This is a genomic window from Methylobacterium sp. D54C (assembly GCF_053345595.1).
Window position 1 is genome coordinate 142,484 of the sequence record NZ_JBKFAK010000011.1, and the last position, 13,911, is coordinate 156,394.

General features: G+C 68.1%; 12 protein-coding genes and 1 pseudogene. 7 read left to right on the forward strand and 6 right to left on the reverse strand.

The features are described 5' to 3' along the window. Positions 1-27 precede the first annotated feature (27 nt). Entirely contained in the window at positions 28-1,131 is a 1,104-nt protein-coding gene (locus tag ACLBYB_RS20665) for an AAA family ATPase (RefSeq protein WP_447699894.1), read from the forward strand. Next, positions 1,132-2,427, forward strand: a complete 1,296-nt coding sequence (locus tag ACLBYB_RS20670) for a 5-methylcytosine restriction system specificity protein McrC (RefSeq protein ID WP_447699895.1) — start codon at positions 1,132-1,134, stop codon at positions 2,425-2,427. A 351-nt stretch (positions 2,428-2,778) separates the two neighbouring features. Here ACLBYB_RS20670 and ACLBYB_RS20675 read toward each other — a convergent pair whose 3' ends face one another. After that, on the reverse strand, positions 2,779-4,353 hold the full coding sequence (locus tag ACLBYB_RS20675; protein WP_447699896.1) for an ABC transporter ATP-binding protein: 1,575 nt from the start codon (positions 4,351-4,353) through the stop codon (positions 2,779-2,781). 458 nt (positions 4,354-4,811) lie between these two features. Here ACLBYB_RS20675 and ACLBYB_RS20680 point away from each other — a divergent pair, with 458 nt between their 5' ends. Genes ACLBYB_RS20680 through ACLBYB_RS20690 form a run of 3 tightly spaced genes read left to right on the forward strand, consistent with a single transcriptional unit; the run spans position 4,812 to position 6,905 of the window. Further along, positions 4,812-5,420 carry a tyrosine-type recombinase/integrase gene (locus ACLBYB_RS20680; RefSeq protein WP_447699897.1) on the forward strand — a complete coding sequence of 203 codons (609 nt, stop codon included), beginning with the start codon at positions 4,812-4,814 and terminating at the stop codon, positions 5,418-5,420. A 40-nt stretch (positions 5,421-5,460) separates the two neighbouring features. After that, entirely contained in the window at positions 5,461-6,381 is a 921-nt protein-coding gene (locus ACLBYB_RS20685; protein WP_447699898.1) for a hypothetical protein, read from the forward strand. Between the two features lie 29 nt (positions 6,382-6,410). Further along, positions 6,411-6,905 carry a hypothetical protein gene (locus tag ACLBYB_RS20690; protein ID WP_447699899.1) on the forward strand — a complete coding sequence of 165 codons (495 nt, stop codon included), beginning with the start codon at positions 6,411-6,413 and terminating at the stop codon, positions 6,903-6,905. Between the two features lie 62 nt (positions 6,906-6,967). On the opposite strand, the gene ACLBYB_RS20695 is transcribed toward ACLBYB_RS20690, so the two are convergent. From ACLBYB_RS20695 to ACLBYB_RS20705, 3 genes are all read right to left on the reverse strand, one after another. Beyond that, entirely contained in the window at positions 6,968-7,126 is a 159-nt protein-coding gene (locus tag ACLBYB_RS20695; protein ID WP_447699900.1) for a DUF3606 domain-containing protein, read from the reverse strand. 289 nt (positions 7,127-7,415) lie between these two features. Next, complete coding sequence (locus ACLBYB_RS20700) at positions 7,416-9,011, reverse strand: tyrosine-type recombinase/integrase (RefSeq protein WP_447699901.1); 1,596 nt, start codon at positions 9,009-9,011, stop codon at positions 7,416-7,418. A 315-nt stretch (positions 9,012-9,326) separates the two neighbouring features. Then, positions 9,327-10,046, reverse strand: coding sequence for a helix-turn-helix transcriptional regulator (locus tag ACLBYB_RS20705; protein WP_447699902.1), 720 nt, complete (start codon positions 10,044-10,046; stop codon positions 9,327-9,329). 96 nt (positions 10,047-10,142) lie between these two features. On the opposite strand from ACLBYB_RS20705, the gene ACLBYB_RS20710 reads away from it, so the two are divergent. Then, a complete protein-coding gene (locus tag ACLBYB_RS20710; protein ID WP_447699903.1) occupies positions 10,143-10,751 on the forward strand; it encodes a glutathione S-transferase family protein in 609 nt (202 codons plus the stop codon). Between the two features lie 717 nt (positions 10,752-11,468). On the opposite strand, the gene ACLBYB_RS20715 is transcribed toward ACLBYB_RS20710, so the two are convergent. Both ACLBYB_RS20715 and ACLBYB_RS20720 read right to left on the reverse strand, forming a co-directional pair. After that, positions 11,469-11,630 carry a YqaE/Pmp3 family membrane protein gene (locus ACLBYB_RS20715; protein WP_020096541.1) on the reverse strand — a complete coding sequence of 54 codons (162 nt, stop codon included), beginning with the start codon at positions 11,628-11,630 and terminating at the stop codon, positions 11,469-11,471. An 84-nt stretch (positions 11,631-11,714) separates the two neighbouring features. Beyond that, a complete protein-coding gene (locus tag ACLBYB_RS20720) occupies positions 11,715-13,235 on the reverse strand; it encodes a glucosamine inositolphosphorylceramide transferase family protein (protein ID WP_447699904.1) in 1,521 nt (506 codons plus the stop codon). Between the two features lie 502 nt (positions 13,236-13,737). Here ACLBYB_RS20720 and ACLBYB_RS20725 point away from each other — a divergent pair. Then, a pseudogene (locus tag ACLBYB_RS20725) lies at positions 13,738-13,911 on the forward strand (porin family protein); the annotation flags it as partial.

Here is a 13,911-nt window from a genome sequence, read left to right on the forward strand (position 1 = left end):
TCCGGTCCGTCGCCGACATGTGCCGAGGTGCTCGAATTACTGTCCGCCCGCCACAACGTTCTTCTCGCTGGCGCGCCGGCTACCGGTAAGTCCAGGCTGCTCGCCGAGGTCGCTGCGTTCTTCCAAGCCGGTGCGCCGACGCGGAGCGTCACGCCCATCTATACACGCAGCGGTGCAGCGGCCATCCGCCGACCGCAGGCGCCTTCGACCACCCTGGTCATACCGAGCCCGAGCAGGACGGACCGCAAGGTCTTCCGAACGACGCTCCACCAAGGGAGCAAGAACAGGGACTTCATAACCGGCATCGTTCCAAACCTTGGGGCTGGTGCGGCCACCCAGTTCAAGGTGCACGAAGGGATTCTCTATAGGGCGAGCGAGCACGCCTTGACCTCCGATGGTGCTTCCTTGCTCATCGTCGACGAGATCAACCGCGGGCCCGCAGTTCAGGTATTCGGCGGCGCCATCGTCGCCATGGAGGGAGAGAAACGGCTTGCGCCGGACGGCTCGCGTCGCCCGGAAACGCAAAGCTTCGAGCTTCTGGATCCGGCGTCGGGGAACTATCGCGAGTACGCGTTCCCGCATCATCTCTACATTCTCGCCGCGATGAACCAGGCAGACGTTTCGGTCGAACCCCTCGACGTCGCTTTCCTGCGACGCTGGGCGCCGTTCCCAATGGAGCCGGACGCAAACGTCCTCAGGGCGCACTTCAAGCTTCAGCCTGGCGCCCCCGCTCCGCCAGCGACCCCGGCTACGGCCACCGACGCCTACGAGGCGGCCGTACGCGCTTGGGCGGCCGTCAACGACCGGATCGCCCTCGGCCGCGGCCCGGAGTTCAGGATCGGGCACGGCGTGCTGATGTCCGCAGGGGCGCCAGCGACAACCGTGGACGGCGCGCTCGATCACCTCGCGATCGCCTGGAGAAGCGTCAAAGCCCACGTGGACGAAGCCTTCTTCGGCGATATCCGAGGCGCAGCAACGGTTCTCAATGCCGGCGAGGATGGCTCCAGTCGGCCCTATCGCCTTGAGCAAAGACAATTCGGCGAGATGCCCCGTGCCATGCTCGTGGGGCCGACCGCGCCCGGTCGGGCAGAAATCTATCGGATCCTCTTGTCGGTCGTCGAAGCCGATTAGATGGCGGTCCGTTTGCCGCGGCGCTGGACGATCTCGGAGTACGGCCCGCCTCAACCCATCATTGGACAAATCGCATCGGCCTCAGGGATTGATCCTGCGCGGGTACGGGGATTGCTGGCTGATGCCGGCGAAAGAGTCGCTGGCGCCTTGGGATTCGAGCGATCCCCACTCCAGGTAACCGGAGGCTCGATCCGGGCGATCGATTTCGCTGGCCTCCTGACGCCCGGTGGCGGCATCGAAATCGAGGTCGTCCCTAAGTTTCTTGACCAGAGCGGGTCGTGGCGAGAGGACTTCTTCCTGATCGCGGTGCTCGCAACGCATGGGCACGTCTTCGACGAAACCCTGCGTGCCTCGACAGCCCGCGACACGGATCTCGCGGCTTTGGTCGGGCGGGCCTTGGCGTCCCTATACTGGAGGAACCATCGACGGCCGATCCGGTCCTACGAGACCGAAGCGACTTGGGGCGTGGAGCTAGAGGGGGATTACGACCCGGCGGATCTGCTTTATCCCGAGGCGGAGGGGTATGCGCAGGCCGTGACAAGTCTCAGCCGTCGCAACCATCACAACCGCACAATCGCCGCCGCAGCTTCGGTCCTGGCGCCCCTCGTTCAGGATGCTGAGATCCGCGCGAACCTCGAACGCGTGATCCGCCATCTTCCGCGTCAGCCTCCCCCACGTAGGGGCGAGCACAAACGCTTGCCGAGCAGAGCAAGCGCATGGCGGTCGACCTACGAACTCGCGATTGACGTCATTGATGGCATGGGCGGCAGCTACTCCGCCGGCAGCCGGGAAGCGCCTGGATATGTCGTGGCGACTTGGCAGGCCTGGGAGAGCCTTCTGACTATCGCGGCCCGACGGGCATTCGGTTCAGGCGTTGTCGGCGTGCAGCGCGAGTTCGAACTTGGCTCCAGTTCGAGGCCAGGCGGCCATCGACGGCAGGTCAAGGTGGCGCCCGACCTCGTGATCGACGGTACCCGCCCCTTCATCATCGACGTGAAGTACAAGGGCCAGATACGACTGAAATCGAGCGCCGTGGCATCAGCGGATCTTTACGAGGCGCTGGCGTTCGCTCGCGCCACCGGGATCCGGCACTGCATCCTTGCCTATCCTCATATCCAGCGGAAAGATCGATCTCCTCAGGTCGGAGAGGTCCGCCTGTCGGAGACCATTCGCGTACATGACGTCACGGTGGCAGCGGTCGAAGTCGCGGTGGCGGGGATCGCAGCTCCGGGCGGCCTCTCGCTTTTCGCCCAAGGCGTCGGAACCGGCATAAGCCAGATACTCCAAGCCCTCTAATCGAGTCGCCCACTATGGTGACCATATACGCCTCGGAAGGCTCTTTAACGACATCCACGATGCGGACAGTATTTTCCTCTGCCATCAACTTTTCCAGACAAGGCGAGAACAACGTCGTTCAATAAATTCTGAGTTTTAATAAAGCCACCCCACGAAATACTTCGTTCAACCCGAAGAAAAATAGTACGATTGGGACCTTAGCGCACCCAAAGACTCATGAGGAACGTCCGGCCTATGACGGAAAACAAATAACTGGCTTCCTGCCGCAGGTGGCTCACAACTGTGTACCCCCGTCAGACTTCGGCCACGACATCCGTCGTGCTGCGGCAGACCGCCGACTCGATTCGGTCGTCAGCCTCGTGCCTCCAAGTTGATGACTTGGTCGCCGGGCCGAATCATCGAGGTCCGGTGGGTGACCGCGATGACTGTCAGGCGGTGGGATACGTAGCGCAGGCCATCCATGATCTGCCTCTCGGTATCGTCGTCGAGCGCCGAGCTCGCCTCGTCGAGGAGGAGGATAGACGGTTCGCCGTAGAGGGCGCGGGCGATCGCGATGCGTTGGCGCTCGCCGCCGGACAGCTTGAGCCCGCGCTCGCCCACGACCGTATCGAACCCGTCCGGCATCGCATCGATGCGCGCGAGGATGGAGGCGCTCGCGGCGGCGCGGCGCAGCCGGGCGGCGTCGTACGGGCGGCCGAGCACGATGTTCACGGACAGGGTGTCGTTGAGGAGCGTTACGTCCTGCGGCACGACGCCGACATGCGCGAACCAGTCCTCGCTCGTCACCCGCGCGAGATCGAGGCCGTCGGCGAGGACGCGCCCGGTAGTCGGCCGCAAGCCCTTCAACAGCAGGCGCAGGACGGTGGACTTGCCGGAGCCGGTCTCGCCGACGAGGAAGGTCGGCGTTCCCCGCCGGGCGACAAAGGACACGCCCGAGACACCCCGTCCGTTCGGGTGTCGGAAGGTCACGTTCTCAAAGGCGACGATGCCCTCGGACGGACGGTAGGGCAGCGGATCCGTGGGCTCGACTTCCTCGGGGGCGCCCCACATCGTCGCGAGGGGACGGAAGCGGGCGGCGGCCTCCACCGTCTCCTTGATCGCTATGCCGATCAGGTGGAACGGCTCGTTCAGCTGGATCAGGAGCGTGTTGAAGAGAACGACGCCGCCAATCGAGATGAGGCCGGCCTCGTAGCGCGGCACGAGGATCAGGAACGTGACAGCCAGTTGCGAGGCCGCGGCGACGCCCAGGGCGCCGCAGAAGGCGCTGCTCACGATGGCGTAGCGCCTCCACTGGGCGAAAGCCTCGCCCGCGCTGGCGGTGAACCGCTGCGTGACCCACGCCTCCCCGCGCGTCTGGCGCAGCGTGTCGATGACGGCGACCGCGTTGCCGACGAGGCTCGCGTTCGCCTGGCTCCGGTCCATGGCCGCATTGAGGGATCCTCTCACGCGGCCGACGCGAAGGTAATCCACGGAGACCACGACAGCCCCGTAGACGAACACGATCAGCGCGATGTCCCAGCTCACGAGCTTGCCCAGCAGGAGGACGCTGAAGGCGATCTGGACGCAGCCAGGCAGCAGGCCTCCGAGCCCGAGCTGCGTGATGGTGTTGAGGGTCTGCGTCCCCTGCTGGCGCGCTGTGCCGATCTCGGCAGCGTTGTGCTCCAGGAAGAACGCCGGCGTCTTGCGTAGCAGCCTGCCGAAGAAGGCCGTGTTGGCGATGAACGAGAGGCGCTCGGCGCACAGGAAGATCAAGAATCGCGACCCCATCCCAAAGGCCTTCGCGCACCCGAACAAGAGTGCGTAGGACATGAGGATCGGCAGGACATCGGTCCGCTGCCCTCCCTTGGCGAGGTCGTCGACGGCCCGCGAAAACAGGTACGGCGCGGCGATGGCGGCCAAGGCCCCGACGACGGTGGAGGCGACCACCACGAGGATCGTTGCGCGAGCATCGCGCCAATAGCTGGCAAGCAATTTATTGATAATTGTAATCATTCGAATATGATTGGGTTACAACCGGGGGAGATCGACGCGATGTCTCTGCTGTCGCACGGCGTGAGATCTCGCGACAAGTCTCCCGCTGTAGCCGCATTGGTGCGTCCGGTCCGCCTCACCGTCGGAAGCGAGCCACGTTTATCCAAATGGAGCTAGCGACCGTGGTACCGGGAGCGTCGACAGCCCGATCCAGCCGGCCGGGACCGATTCGTCGGCCTTCGCTCGCGGAACAGAATTTCCAATTCTGTTCAAGCTCCTGCGATCACTGGGCAAACCCTAGAACACCAAAGCTTAACGCTTGCTTCCGGGGGCGCCATCTCCTCGACGGCATGGTCCCTTTCCAGGGCGCGGAACAGAATTGGAAATCCTGTTCGCCTCAAGGACGCGCTGTGATGGTCCGCAAGATGCCGGTCCGTGTCTTCTCCCTCCACACGCTCGGAGGGCGGCGCAAGTACGTCAACCACGGCGAGAGGGCTCGCTTCATCGCCGCGGCCGCCACCCGGCCTCCACAGATCGAGACGCTCTGCCTGATGCTGGCCTGGACGGGATGCCGTATCAGCGAGGCGCTCGGGACGACCTACGGCGACTTGGATCCCGACTGCGGCCTGGTGTCGGTGCGCTGCCTGAAGAAACGCCGCGACGGCATCGTACGCGAGGTGCCTGTGCCCCGGGCGTTCCTAGACATGCTGGCGCACGTGCATGGCGCCGGCCCCTCGACCGCGCGGCTCTGGCCCATCGGGCGCACGACCGCGTGGCGTCAGGTCAAGGAGGTCATGGAACTCGCGCACGTCGGAGGTCACGCCGCCTCGCCGAAGGGGCTGAGGCACGGCTTCGGGGTCCACGCGGTGCGGTCGGGTGTCCCGCTGAACTTGTTGCAGCGATGGCTCGGTCACGCCGACATCGCGACCACCTCCATCTACACGGACCTGATGGGCCCCGAGGAGCGGGAGGTCGCCGCCAGGATGTGGCCTTGCCCGGAAACGCCTGCCCCCGAACTCTGATCGGGCATACGAACGGAACGGCGCCCCTGGGAGGCGTCCGATGATCCCCCGGCGTCAGCCAGGGAATGCATGGGGCTACCCCGGCATCGCCCTGTTCGCCCTGGGCATCACGACGATGTCGGCACATGGACAGGTAGCCGGCGGGCTTGCGACCGCTGGCCCGGCGAAGGCTGCAATCGAGCAGTGGTTCGCCGGGGGCCGCGACATCGTCTGCACCGACGTGAACGGGGTCGATCAGGCCTGTGATGCGGGCCGGATCCTCGCCCTGCGGGCTTTCTATGACGACGCCGGCACCGGGTTGGCCTTCGTCGCCTACACGCCGGCTGTCGGCAACGCCGTGTCGCTGGCGGTCGGTCAGTTCCGGCGTGCAGGACCGGACTGGACGTTCGTCCGAAAGGTCGAGGGCATCTACGGCGAGGGGCCGACAGGCGTAACCTTCGACAAGGGCACCGCGAGCTTCTCCATGGCCGCCTTCATGCCGGGGGATGCCCGCTGCTGCCTCACGGGCACGCAGCGCTACTGGATCGACCTCGCTTCGGGTCGGGTGACGGCCGGTGCACGGGTCGCCGCCGGTGGGCCGCCGCCAAACCCTGCAGCCCCTGTGGTGGGCGAGTCGAAGGGCACCGCGTACACGCATAATGGCAGCCTCGTGCTGGTGGACGAAAGGGCCGGTGAGATCCGGTACGACGACCCAAGGCCCGGCATGCGCGGCGTGGTCGGGCAGGGAACGCTTCTCTTCAAGGGGACCTTCGCCGCGGGCGGGCCTGTGTCCGGCACCGCGTACGCCTTCAAGGCCGGCTGCGAGCCTGCCCCCTACGCGGTCACCGGCACCAGGAAGGGGTCCGATATCGTCTTGCGCGGGATGGCGCCTCGGCGTGCCCCCGACGACTGTGCCGTGACCGGAATGTCCGCCAGCGGTGGCCATGCCGTCCTGCGCTTCCGCGAGTACGGCGACCTGTGATCCCGAATTCAATCGCTTGAGGCCGCACGATGGCAAGATGGAATGTCCGAGCCCAGGTCATCGACACGGGCGTCGTCGAGATGGGCAGCGAGTTCGTCATCCATAACGGAGTGAAGGTCGTGATGCCGGACGGGAAGCGCCACTTCCTCGGCCGGGTGATCATGCACAACGAGATCGACAGCCTGTTCCGGGAGACGCAGGGCGAACTCGTCCACCTCTTCCTCTCCGGGCGCGGGGAGGGGCACATGGCGCTCCTCTACGGCTTGAAGACGAACCACGAGGATGCCTACCGCAAGGAATCCCCGTTCGCGCCGGCGAAGATGGCATTGGTCCTGGCGGGGCTGTGCGGTCTGCCTCTCTGTTTGCTCCTCGTCGGCTTCCCGCTCGTCGCCGTCTGCTGGCTCGTGTTCATGCACTACCGGCGCTGGGATCCCCCCGCGAAGGCGTCCTTCGAGAAGCATGCCGTTAATGCCGACCCGTCAGCCAGTGCTTCGAACGCGACTCTCGGGCGATGGGCAGCTTGATCGACAGAGCGGGTGAGCGCGCTGGGCGACACACAGCGGGCGTGAGCTGCCGTGCGTCCGCATCAGCGCGCGAGGTGGCTTCGCAATGTCTTCACACGGGTGCCAACGAGGCGCGCCGCCTTGCGAAGCTGTTCCTCCGTGACACCGAACAGCCGGGCGTAAGATTGGCGGCTGGACCGGTCATGGATGTCGAGGTGGGTCGGCTCGTCCTGGGATGCCATCGCTGCCTCCTCCTCATCGCGCCTCTTATGAGGATGCCATGATCACATCCGGACGAACGCGAAGTTGGATGCCCGGTTGCCATCCTGGCCGCGCATTCGGCGCGTCATGCACAGCCTTCAAACACGAGGCCCCGAACCCTAGCCACGACGTCTCGGGGACCGAACGGCCACTTCCCCCCGGGACCTGATATCAGATGGGCGGCCGTTGGCCCGCGGCATGGTCTGGCGCGACCTTGCAAAGGCGCCCGACGTCATGTTGGCGGTGCGCCCCAGGTTGAATTCTGACCGGTCAGATGCTCTCGCTCGGTCGGGCGGTGTCGGTCCGCTTGCGCTGACGATGCGTGCGCCCTTCTGCATACGCTGCATCGTTGATGACCTTGAGCCTCGCCTTCTCGCGCGGCTTGCTGGTGCCACGCCGCTCATTCCTCAGGCGCACGATCTCGGCCTTGAGTTCAGGCAGCGGGGGAAGCGTCGCGGATTGCACGGCTGGCTCCAGCAACCGCTGCCACGCCTCCATGACCGGCGTCTTGAAGGCGATCATCTCAGCGTCCGTGTAGTGGCGCGTCATCCCGTTCTCGTCGCGCGTGGTGACGGACCCGAGAGAGAAGTGGTCCATGACGTAGCCGATGAAGGTCAGGTGGTGGCCGGCCACCGAGAGCGCCGTCGAGAAACAGCGTCGGACGTCGTGCGGACTCATATCGGCCCCGGGAATGGTCGGGAGCACCTTCGTCAGGGTTCCCTCCTCCAAGTGCCCGGCCTTGGAAGCTTGGCCGAGCTTGGCGTCGCGCCGTGCGGGGAACAACCACTCCGAGCCCGAGGCATTCACCCCATTCCAGGCCAAGTGCTCGCGAACCCGCTCCCATGCCGGCGGCGGCAGCGGGACCGTATGGGCGACCGTGCCGTTGCCATCCTTGTGAACCTTTCGATGGCCGACGCGCCACAGGCCCCAGCCGGGTCGCCCGTCCCAGTCACCGAACTCGTCGACATGGGCGCGCACCACCGTGAGCCGCCGTTGGGCCGACCATGCGAGCAATTCGAGCGCCGCGCCGATGACCGGGTCGAGGGCGCCGCTGCGTGCCGTCGCGACCACGAGGCCGAGTTGCTCCACCTTCGGGAAACGCTGGCGCTTCTTCACGTTGCCGAGCTTCGGGGACTGGACATCGTCGAGCGTGCCGCTGACCGCGACGCCAGACGACTCGCGGTTCGCCGGCCTGTAGAGCCACTTCCACATGCGCTTGCTCACCCGCGCGACGTCCCGCGCGGTGGAACGCTTGCCCTCCTTCACCAAGCCCTGGACGACCTTGTCGACATCAACGTCGGTGATGTGGGCGACCCGACGGTCATCGAGGGTCCGCATGGCCGGGCAGCCCATGATCCCGAGGTAGTTCCGAACCGTTTCGGGCGACAGGTCGCCCACGCTCACCTCCGCCTCCAGATGGACTCCCCAAGCCGCCCGGGCCTGGCGGAATGTCCAGGATGTCAGGCGCTCCTCGCGAGGACGGACCAACGAGCGCCCAGGCCGAGGGTCCTTCGGGTCGTCATCCCCGTTGCGCTCCTGCGACCTGTCCACCCACAGCAGGCGGTCGTGCAACTCCTTCATCCAACGGGCGTCGGGTACGCCGTAGTCGGACTTGACGTGCCAGTGGATGTTGCGGCTGGCCTCGCGGGCTTGGGCGAGGCTCCAGATGTCCACCGGACCGATGGTGACCCGATGAGGCCGACGCCGATGCTGCACGCGAGCCTGCCACACGCATCCCGAAGGCTGGACCCTCAGGACAAGCCCCTTGCCGCCGATGTCGACGATCTCGCGCCTCTGCCCCTCAGAGGCGTCCCGCCGGGCCTTGTCGATGGTCGACTGGCGGATCTCCTTGCGCTCACTTGCCATGGCGTTCCCTGGGCTACTGGTGGCCCCGAGCTCGGACAGCCCTGGGACAGCTCGATAGAATCAAGCATCTCGCTGGATCGCAACGCCTTTCCTTGCGTTTGGCCGAAATCGCGATGGAAGCTAACTCGACTTAACTTCCATTTTGCACGATATAACAACGATTTACGACCGGCACCATGCGCCGCTTTCCCTTGGGGGGCTTACGCCCGAAAGAGGTCTCAAGGCAATAGGGAACACTGCCTTCTAAGCGGCAGGTCGTAGGTTCGAGCCCTACCGGGGTCGCCAGGTCTTTCCGTGTGGCCCTGTCATCCGCCCCTACGGCGCGGCCGGCGCGGCGGGGTTCGCCGCCTCCTGCCGGTCCGGCAGGCTCCGCTTCCAGCGCGCCCGCAGGACGGCGGGCCGGAGGCCGTGCCGCTCCTCCAGGAACTCGGCGTCCGTGATCCGGTCCGTGCGGAAGTGCCGGAACGCCCCGCGCAGCTCGCACCAGCCGGCCACCATCCGGGCCTGATCGAAGAACCCGACGATCACCGGCCAGATCACGCGCCGGCTCGGATCGCCGCGGACGTCGCGGTACTGGATGCGGATCTTGCGGCCCTCGCGGATCCAGGTCCGCGCGCGGGCGACGTCGATCCCGTCCGCGGCCTGCGCGAACGCCGTCGGCGTGCCGATCGACGGATCGGCGATGAGCGGGCGCAGGCGCTCGGGGACCACGGCGGTGATCTTGGCGATGAGATCGCGCGCCGCCTTGGCGAGGACCGGCTCACCCCGTCCCGCGACCCACTGCGCGCCGAGGACGGCCGCCTCGATCTCGTCGGGCGTCAGCATCAGCGGCGGCATGTCGAACGCCTCGCCGAGCACGTAGCCGAGCCCGGCCTCGCCCTGAATCGGCACGCGCTGGCCGACGAGGTCGGCGACGTCGCGGTAGACCGTGCGGACCGAGACCTCCAGCTCCCGGGCGATCGCGGCGGCCGTCACCGGGCGCGGCGAGCGGCGCAGGATCTGGATGATCTGAAACAGCCTGTCCGCGCGCCGCATCCACCGACTCCTGCTGACAGAATGCTGTCAGCAGGGCGTCCCTACAAGTCCTCCCGCCACGGCCATCCCGCGCGCCGTGCCGACAGGAACCGCGCCATGATCACCCTGTACCACGCCCCGCAATCGCGCTCCTCGCGCATCGTCTGGCTCTTGGAGGAGATGGGGGTGCCCTACACCATCGCGCCGGTCTCGATCTTCCGGCCGATGACGGGCGAGGGCGTGCCGGACGCCGCCAACCCGCATCCCGACAAGCGCGTCCCGGCCGTCCTGCACGCGGGCGGTCTGGTCACCGAGTCCCAGGCCATCGTGCTCTACCTGGCGGAGACGTTCCCCGAAGCCGGCTTGGCGCCGGCGGTGGGCGCCCCCGAGCGCGGCGCGTACCTGACGTGGCTGGCCTGGTACGTCGCCGAGTTCGAGCCCGCGCTGTTCGCCGGCCTGACGGGTGAGCTCGCGGGATCGCCGCAGAAGCGCCGGAACCACGCGGCGGTGGTCGACCGCCTGGAAGCCGCCCTGGCGCGCGGCCCCTACGTGATGGGCGCGCGGTTCTCCGGCGCCGACATCCTGATCGGCAGCGCCCTGGGCTTTGGCCGCGCGGCCTTCCCGGCGAGCGCGGCCCTCGATGCCTATCTGGACCGCTGCCGGGCGCGCCCGGCCGCCCTGCGCGCCGCGGCGAAGGACGGCGCGTCGGGGCCGCAATCCGCCTAGGGCCGACGGGGCGCCGCTCGCGATTTCCGGGTGGCCGGGAGCGGCCCGCGCGCGGCGGTTCCGAGCGGCTCCGGCGACCGCGGGTGTTCCGGGACACGCCGGGCCCGAAAGCTTGAGCGTACATCGGGATCACACCGCGAACACAGTCGCGAACCCGATGGAGACGACGATGACCTGGACCAACCGCATCGCCCTGGTGGCGACCCTGATCGCCGGCGCGGTCGCGCTCGTGACCTACGCGCAGGCCCTCAGCCTGCCGGCCCATTTCGCGTGAGCGAGACGGCCCCGGCGGCACGTCCGCTGACCGTCGCCGCCTGAGCGCGCGCCGAACGGTTCCGCGGTGCAGCGTGACTCTTCGCACCGCACGCGCCCGGCCGATCCGGCATCATCATTGCAGACGAACCGACCGGGTCCGGCTGAGGACCCGCCGCTTGATGAAAGGAGTGCACGACATGGTCCTGAAGGGCTTCTCCTACGCGATGATCGGCGCTTTCCTGGGCGGCCTCGCGATGACGGTGACCGGCTCGGCCGGGGTGCTGATGGGCTTCTGAGCCGCGGCGGCCCTCGGGGCCGCCCGGGGACGGATTACCCGACGGACGGCGTGAGCGGCGGGGCGAGAGCCCCGCCGTTCCCGTATGCGGGGATCGGACCGCGCGACGAAGCCGCCGATCCCGGCCGCTCCGCCCCGGTCAGGCCGCCCCGGTCAGGCCGCCCCGGTCAGGCCGTTTCCTTGCGGGTGACGACGAGCGCCCAGATCGTCGCCGGGATCCATCCGATGATCGTCAGGTGGAGGATGATGCAGAGGATGCCCTGAAACACCTTTCCGCGCAGGAACATGGCGAGCCACGGCGCGAGAAAGCAGATGAGGATCATGATCATGGGGGCAACGGGTCTCCGCGTTCGTGAGCGAACACGGATCGCGGCGGCTGGTTCCGGACGGCCGAGCTTCCGCCGCGGCCCGGCCTAGGCGCCGGACCGCGCGCTCAGATAAGCCCTGAGACGCGAGGCCCGACCGGAGCCGTCGATGCACTCGATCCCGCCGCCCGTGTTGAGCGTGTGGAGGCAGCTGCCGGGCCAGGCCGGGCCGGGCTCGATCCGGTCGAGGATGGTCTGGGCGAACCCCTCCGGGTCGAGCCGGTCGATGCGCGCCAGCGACAGGGCGCGTCCGTAACCGTGGGCGCAATCCTGGACCGGCCGGATCAGGACCCCGTCGCGCGCGACGATCCGGCCCGCGGGCCGGGCGAAGGACGGGTCGACCAGCACGGGATTGGCCGGATGCGGCGCGTACGGCCCCCGGAAGTCGGGCGCGGACCAGAGATACAGCGCGTCGTGGTGGCAGCCCGATCCGGGCGGGGCGCCGACGGGCGCGTCCCGGACGGTGGCGAACATCCACCAGCGGCCGCCGTGCTCGAGGAGCGTCGCGTCGCTCGCGACCACGCCGGAGAGGAGCGTCGCCTCTTTCACCCAGCCGCCCGGATAGCGGGTCGCCCGGTAGAGATCGACCGTGCCGGCCGCGGAACTCTCCGGCACCATCCAGACGGAGCCCGCGCGCGCGAACACGAACGGGTAGGAGAGGTGGTGCGGCTCCTCCAGCACCGGGACGGGCGGCCCCTCGGGCCCGTCCGGCCCGAAGCGGACCGCCGAGATGATCGCCTTGCCGGTCGCGTGCGGAAACTCCTCCACGAAGACGTGGGTCGTCCCGTCGACCGCGAGGGGGAACGGGTCGGCGTAGAAGCGCCGCCCGTCGTCGGGCAGCACCTGCCAGCCCTCCGCGGGATGGCAGCCCAGCGCGACGAGGTCCGGCCCGCGGAGGGTCCGCCACCCGGTGCGCCAGTGTGGGGCGTGGTAGCACAGCCTGTACAGGCGGCCGACGAGGCTCCGGGCGACGAGCCGCGCCGGCCGGGACGCCAGGATCCGCCCCGGACGGGCGGGCGCGGCCGCGGCCGCGCCGGGCGTCGCCGCGAAGGCGCGGCCGTCCGACCGGGCCCGCAGGGCGGCGGCGACGAGCGTCGCCGTGCGCGACAGGGCATCCTCGAACGAGACGGCGATGGAACCCCGGTAGTCCGAGCCGAGGCGACCCGCGGCGACGACGGTGCCGCCTTCGAGGAGGTCGAGCTGCGGGACCCGGCCGGCGAGCAGGCTCGCGAGCAGGCCGGTCTCGCCGAGGCCGCCGTCGTAGGCCACGCGCCAGACCGGGCAGGCGGCGGCCGCGTCGCCGCACAGGTCGAGCACGAGGTCCGGGGTCCCGGGACGGGTCCAGGCCGCGAGATCCGCGGGCGGCACGGGCCCCGACCCGTTCGGCGCCAGCCGGAAGATCAGGGCCTCCAGGCGGAACAGCAGGTCGGCCTGTGCCGGCCACTCCTCCGGACCGGGCGCGGCGTCGACGCTCACCGCCGCGATGCCCGGCAGGCCGGACAGCCGGTCCAGCAGCGCGACGTGCCAGCGCCGCGGGTTCGCGCCGTCGAGGCGAACTCTCACATGCATGGCGCCCGGTTCCCATCGCGCGGTCGTCGCGACGACGACTGTCGAGTCCATCTATTTTCCCGTTGGTAACAGGAGTCATAACTTCGGATCGAGGCCCGGGACGCGCGGGTGATCGGACCCTCGATCGGGATCCGCGGGATGAAAAGCTGTCTCGCGGCAGCGGGGGCGTTCCGGCACCTTGCCGGGTCGCCCAGGCCGGTGTCGGGATCCCGCGGGAGCGACCGGGATCGCCGCCGCGCCGTCCGGCGGCCCACCGGCACCGGGTGTGGCGCACCCGTCACACCCGGTGCCGACCCGACATGTCGATGCAACCAAAACGCCGCCGCGTTGTTGTCGCGCTCACCCGCGTAATGCGCGCTGTATTTCGGCGCTTCGTCGCGTCTTGAAGGATGCTTTACTCTGGCATTTCGGGCCTTCGACAGGCGGTGTGACCTCAAAACTACAGCTATTTCCCCCGGTGATCGGTAGCCACACCGCCAGATCACACATTCGGGGAACCGACATGACCAAGCTCCTGGCCTCGCTGGCCGCCTTCACGGCCCTCACCGCCGCCGCCTCGGCCGCCGACCTGCCGCGCCGCGCCGCCCCGCCGCCGGTGTTCACCCCCGTCCCGGTCTTCACCTGGACCGGCGCCTACTTCGGTATCAACGCCGGCTACGCCTTCGACGCCAGCGAC

Excerpts from the sequence above, each read along its gene's own strand:
- ACLBYB_RS20715 (WP_020096541.1), bottom strand. The coding sequence starts at position 11,630 with ATGATCATGATCCTCATCTGCTTTCTCGCGCCGTGGCTCGCCATGTTC.
- ACLBYB_RS20710 (WP_447699903.1), top strand. The coding sequence starts at position 10,143 with ATGATCACCCTGTACCACGCCCCGCAATCGCGCTCCTCGCGCATCGTC.
- ACLBYB_RS20705 (WP_447699902.1), bottom strand. The coding sequence starts at position 10,046 with ATGCGGCGCGCGGACAGGCTGTTTCAGATCATCCAGATCCTGCGCCGC.
- ACLBYB_RS20680 (WP_447699897.1), top strand. The coding sequence starts at position 4,812 with ATGGTCCGCAAGATGCCGGTCCGTGTCTTCTCCCTCCACACGCTCGGA.
- ACLBYB_RS20695 (WP_447699900.1), bottom strand. The coding sequence starts at position 7,126 with ATGGCATCCCAGGACGAGCCGACCCACCTCGACATCCATGACCGGTCC.
- ACLBYB_RS20670 (WP_447699895.1), top strand. The coding sequence starts at position 1,132 with ATGGCGGTCCGTTTGCCGCGGCGCTGGACGATCTCGGAGTACGGCCCG.
- ACLBYB_RS20720 (WP_447699904.1), bottom strand. The coding sequence starts at position 13,235 with ATGCATGTGAGAGTTCGCCTCGACGGCGCGAACCCGCGGCGCTGGCAC.
- ACLBYB_RS20690 (WP_447699899.1), top strand. The coding sequence starts at position 6,411 with ATGGCAAGATGGAATGTCCGAGCCCAGGTCATCGACACGGGCGTCGTC.
- ACLBYB_RS20700 (WP_447699901.1), bottom strand. The coding sequence starts at position 9,011 with ATGGCAAGTGAGCGCAAGGAGATCCGCCAGTCGACCATCGACAAGGCC.
- ACLBYB_RS20685 (WP_447699898.1), top strand. The coding sequence starts at position 5,461 with ATGATCCCCCGGCGTCAGCCAGGGAATGCATGGGGCTACCCCGGCATC.